We start from the raw sequence: 5,083 nt of genomic DNA, 5'->3' as shown, positions 1-5,083 counted from the left end.
TAATCTGCATTTCTGCTTGTGCTTGAAAGGCAAGCAATGATAAGCCAATTAATGTTATTTTTTTCATTTTATTCCTCTAAATGTTTCTGTAAAAAGATAAGAAAGGTGCGAGACAGCTACCTAACGCTCCGCATCAGCGGTCAGCAAAGCGCGTAGCGATTTGCTGATCCGACTGCATGCGTTTGTTATGAAGCACGTTTATCTGATGGGTGATTGTTAGCTCCATCATAGATCTCTACTCCTTCAATAAGATTAGGATCAACGTCTTCCAGACACCCTAGGTTTATCCCATATTGATTTGGGTTTGACCGTCGCTTGTGATGAGTGTAAATGCCACACACTGAACAGAAATAATGTTCCGCTTCTTTGGTGTCAAATTGGTAGAGACTCAATTTGTCCTTACCCTTAACAACTTTTAATCCCGATAAAGGCACAGATCCGACAACCGCGCCTTTTCGTCGGCAAATTGAACAGTTACATCTGCGCGGATCGACGATGCCATCGGGTAACTGAACTTCTAGCTCGACCGCACCACAGTGACAAGTAGATTTGTGGATTGGATTTATTGCTGTTTCTCCGACTTGCTTAATCATAATGATACTCCCAGTGCTTCATAACGTTTAAATTAAGGGGCGATGATAGTCGTCCCGCTGAATGATTGGTTAGGCATTTTTGACCTCAATAAACCACTTAGGCTGCATCTCGTCAAAGTCCGTTCTCACGTTTGATGAAAGGTAGTTGGCTGAATCTAAAACAACAGTTTTACTGTCTGCTCGTTTAAACACAACCCAATGCCAAAAGTCTTTTCCATCTTCCTGATGGTGCTTGATTGATAATAGCGCTAAGTCTGGTAATGTTTGCCAAGACTTAAAAGGTATTTCGTTTTTTGACGTTTCAACACCAGATGCAGAAAGCATTTTTCTCACATACTGGGTGTCAGACCAAAGCGATTTGTCTGTAGCATAGATACCCATAGCGTTAGCTGCCTCTTTCATTTCTGAATATGACTTTTCTAGGATGTTAGCTACTGAAGCAATTCCACACCCCGTTGTTTCTTCTTGCACTACTGATTTTAACACTTACGGCTCCTGTGATGCCTAACGCTTGAATTCAGCTGACGCGTTAGCGGTCGGCTGGAATGATTTGTTATCTTCTTTCACCCCTAACAAGGTGGCAATAAATATTAGAAATCCTCCAAAAGCAACATTTATAGTTAAGGTCTCCCCTATAAACATAATAGCAAATAATACCCCAAATAATGGTTCTGTTCCCATTAAAAAACTGGCTTTAACGGGAGAAGAGTGCCTTACTCCATAATTTTGAGCAAAAAATGCAAATATTGTGCAAAACATAATAATAAACATTATCTGAAGCCAGTATTCTAATTCTATTGGAATTAGAATACTTTGATTTGTTTGGAGCAATAAAAATAAACTAACAAAAAATATAACTCCCATTTGTATCTGCGTTAATGTTAATGAATTAATACTATATCTATTGGTGAATAATTTAATAGATGTTAGCATTGTTGCTCTTAAAATAGCTGCAATTAATATCAATATATCTCCAATATTAATAGTAAAGTTCTTGTTGTAAGTTAATATATAAATACCAATGATAGATGTTGTGGCCGCTATAATTAACTGCTTGCTTGGCTTGTTTTTTGTTCTAAATATATCTATAAATGGAGTAAAAACTATTGATAACGATATTAGTATCGCAGCATTTGTGGCTGTTGTATATTTAATTCCATACACTTCTGCTATAAAAACCCCACTTAATATTAATCCCAAAAAAGAACCATACAATATAATTTTTTTAGAAGTTCCAATTAAACTTTTAATTGTAAAAGGCATTAAAAGTAAAAATGTAATTCCAAATCTTATTACTAAAAACATCAATACAGAAGTATAATTTAGCGCTCCTTTTGTTAAGCTGTAGCTTAATCCCCATATAATAGCAACACCTAATAGCAATATATCACTTAAATAGTTTTTATACATTAAATTAAATTTTTTCAAACATTACAACTAGTACATCTCTAAACGATTTCTTTTTATTATTTATCGAGTAAATCTCAGATACGCCATGTTTAACACAAGGATCATACAGCAAACATAAATCACACTTTTCTTGCATATTAAAATTATCAATAATATTTTCATTTAAATCAGCTATTTTACTCATTCCTCCAGATACATTATATTTATTGACCAATAATACGGATGTAAAATCATCACCATCTCTATGAAGACCTTCAGGGGTTGGTTTGCCTGCATTTATGCCCGAAGTAATCCTATTTGCAAATATTTTTATTTTCCAAATTTTATGTTTGGAAGTGTTGCTAAATATGCCGCCTAACCACTTTATATACTCATTAAAAAATAATGTATTTGTCATTTTCTTTTCAAGTGGTTCATAATGCCTTTCAATATCCCCATTTAGTGAATTTATATTGGATGATTGAATGTATGGCACATGCGGTAATAATTTCAAGTTGAGCAAGTCTGAATTATATTTATATTCACTATAGCGTCTATATCTATATAATCCACCATCTGCCATATATTTATCTTGTTTTAAATTGTTCCATGTTTCGGAAAATTTATCCCAGTCATCTATATCAAAATAACCCCATGTCTTGATAAGTTGTTTGCCTTTAACGCATGAAAATTTCTTTTCGATTAATGATTTTATGATGTTATTGTCCATGATAATTTCTAATTCACGGTAATTTGTCTTCTTGACTCGTTGTGAGATTTTTTTATTTCCCAGGAATCTCTATCCTTTATATACAAAGGATGGTCGACAATTATTGATATTGGAAAATATTTTCCACAAGTAATATCATAAGTAACGCTTCCAGAAATACGCTTGCTAATGTCACGAATAAATGCAAGTGATGAAGTTGCAAGTTCATCATACCAGCGTCCTTCAACTACTTCTTGAGTTCATATTTGCCCCATACGTGATTTTTCCATTATTAAGGGGGTTGTTAAAATAGCCATTTCTAAATGCTTGAATGAGTTTAATAAGATAGAGGCTGCCGGCATTTCTCTAATTTCTAGTACCTTTTCTTGATTAGGTAGATGCTCTAGACCGGCATATCTGCCCACCCCTGACAAGCCAATTCTATAATTTAATAGTTTTATTAATTTCACTATATCTGTACTTTTATCATCAATTGCCACAGGCACTCCGTTTTTAAATGTTAGCTTTATTCTATCTTTATGGTTATATTTTGATTTAACAGACCATTTATAGAGGCTTTCATTCAAACAAAATGATTCTGGATTATCCAACTCTCCTGATTCGTATTCTCTACACCATAAATTTTCATCTCCACTTAATTTTCTATTTGTTAAAAATGAAAATCCAAATTTTTCTAAAAATTTAGCTTTTTCTTTTCTTGATATTGCAGAATATTCATATGGAGATCCATAATATCCATCAAATTTTAGTGATTGAATTGACCCATTTAACCTTCTTAAACTGTTCTGCGATTGATTTGCCGTATGGAGCAATACGTCACAATCATTATCTATGGCAACTTGCATTGATTTTTTAGCTATTACAGGCCTACTTAATGAAGAACTTACAGGAAACATATTTAAATATATTGCTTGAGCCTGTATCGCTGGAATAACTGAGTTTTTAGCAAAGTAAACTTTTGCATCAATAATTTTCAGCTCTACACCTAATTTGTCTGTTATCATTGATAAATTTTGGTTATCTTCTTCACCTAAGTCTACTGCAACTGCTATTATTTTTCTGAATTCCATTTTACTTAATCGTGCTAACAAGTAGGAGCTGTCCAATCCACCACTAAACAAAGTTACGATTCCTTTATTTTGATTGTTAGAAGGGTTTATGCATCATTAATGGCGCTGACAATACCTGACTCAGTAAAGGACATTGCCCATTTTGCACCTACACCAAGTAATGCATTAGGTGTTGTGTTTGTACTACTTGTTTTTACTGCAACGATTTTTTTATTAAGCTCAACCGCTTTTTCTATTTCCCATTTTACCCAGCTACTATTATGTGTTTTTGTACCGACGATGCACAGAAAGTATGTGGCATTGTTAATTTTAGCTGAGATGGCTCTTTTGATTACAGCAGCATCTGTGCTATTAATCGAAATATCTGCTGAATGGTCATCAAAGTTAAAATCAAATGTTCCATTAGCGTCCCATGCTTTTAATAAGTTTTTATAATTTTTGTCATTATCATAGTCGTAACTTATAAATATTTTCTTAGCCATCCTTTTTATCCTTTTCTGTTTGTTTAATGTAATTATTCCAATTAGAATTCTCTTTAGAGATTAATGCTTCTACTATTTGTACTAATATTTGAAATGCAACTTCCGTATCATAGGGACTCGACTTTGTAAGATATAAGTATTTATGGTGTTTTAATGTTTCTGAAGTTGTCCTGTATTCTATCCATATTTCCTGAAATTTATCTAGAGATATGAATCCTGCCACAAAGGCAATAACTATACCCAAAAGACCAATAATGACTTTTAGTTCTGGTTCGGCGTCGGTCACATAGCCTGCTAAGAAAGGAATTGTTCCTGCTGCTAATATTTCAATAGCTCTAAGTGCTTTAAACCAATTTTGGCTTGTTTTACTTTTTTTACTGTACCAGTCAATTTGGTCGTCGAGTCGTTCTTTAATATATTTAGGTTCATCCATAATATTTCCCAACATTTTTAACAATCGTAACGGTCTTTAATATATTGGTGATAATGACTACCTACAGATTGAGCAGTGACAAATGCACTAAAGACATCCTGTGGTACTCCGCAGTATGTGTAGTAAGGGTCGCTATCTTCAAAATCTATATACATCCGACTGCTTGATGAGTCGTAACCAATTTTTCGAATTGCGCTTGACCGCACATTAATCCATTCTATCGTCATTGTCTTTGACCTTCTAACGCTAGAATTCAACGGCCGCGTTAGCGGTCAGGTGGAATGATTTGTTATAATTTTTTTTCATACAATCCAAGTCTTTTAATTTTATGTAGCAAGTGCACCCAAAACCTTACTCCTGATACAAGTAATATACCTAAAATAATT

8 protein-coding genes are annotated in these 5,083 nt (G+C 33.8%); all 8 read right to left on the bottom strand.

Annotation, left to right across the window (positions count from 1 at the left end):
- Positions 1–185 precede the first annotated feature (185 nt).
- Positions 186–593, bottom strand: a complete 408-nt coding sequence (locus BTHERMOSOX_RS09110; RefSeq protein WP_138120769.1) for a GFA family protein — start codon at positions 591–593, stop codon at positions 186–188.
- 69 nt (positions 594–662) lie between these two features.
- Positions 663–1,079, bottom strand: a complete 417-nt coding sequence (locus tag BTHERMOSOX_RS09105; protein WP_138120767.1) for a hypothetical protein — start codon at positions 1,077–1,079, stop codon at positions 663–665.
- A gap of 18 nt (positions 1,080–1,097) precedes the next feature.
- Entirely contained in the window at positions 1,098–2,021 is a 924-nt protein-coding gene (locus BTHERMOSOX_RS09100; protein WP_138120765.1) for a DMT family transporter, read from the bottom strand.
- Positions 2,008–2,712 (bottom strand): 2OG-Fe dioxygenase family protein, encoded by a 705-nt coding sequence (locus BTHERMOSOX_RS09095; protein ID WP_138120763.1) that lies wholly within the window; start codon positions 2,710–2,712, stop codon positions 2,008–2,010. The genes BTHERMOSOX_RS09100 and BTHERMOSOX_RS09095 overlap by 14 nt, the downstream gene beginning before the upstream one ends.
- 239 nt (positions 2,713–2,951) lie before the next feature.
- The gene (locus BTHERMOSOX_RS09090) at positions 2,952–3,872 is read right to left on the bottom strand and encodes an argininosuccinate synthase-related protein (protein WP_283204852.1); all 921 of its coding nucleotides are present in this window, start codon (positions 3,870–3,872) and stop codon (positions 2,952–2,954) included.
- The gene (locus BTHERMOSOX_RS09085; protein ID WP_138120761.1) at positions 3,869–4,264 is read right to left on the bottom strand and encodes a TIR domain-containing protein; all 396 of its coding nucleotides are present in this window, start codon (positions 4,262–4,264) and stop codon (positions 3,869–3,871) included. The genes BTHERMOSOX_RS09090 and BTHERMOSOX_RS09085 overlap by 4 nt, the downstream gene beginning before the upstream one ends.
- Positions 4,257–4,697: a DUF4231 domain-containing protein gene (locus tag BTHERMOSOX_RS09080; protein WP_171004715.1), complete on the bottom strand. Its 441-nt coding sequence runs from the start codon at positions 4,695–4,697 to the stop codon at positions 4,257–4,259. The genes BTHERMOSOX_RS09085 and BTHERMOSOX_RS09080 overlap by 8 nt, the downstream gene beginning before the upstream one ends.
- A gap of 17 nt (positions 4,698–4,714) precedes the next feature.
- Positions 4,715–4,924: a KTSC domain-containing protein gene (locus tag BTHERMOSOX_RS09075; RefSeq protein ID WP_138120757.1), complete on the bottom strand. Its 210-nt coding sequence runs from the start codon at positions 4,922–4,924 to the stop codon at positions 4,715–4,717.
- Between the last annotated feature and the right edge of the window lie 159 nt (positions 4,925–5,083).

This window comes from Bathymodiolus heckerae thiotrophic gill symbiont, assembly GCF_900128515.1.
GTDB lineage: Bacteria > Pseudomonadota > Gammaproteobacteria > PS1 > Pseudothioglobaceae > Thioglobus_A.
The sequence above is the reverse complement of the archived record's forward strand: the minus strand, read 5'-3'. Positions and strand labels throughout refer to the sequence as shown.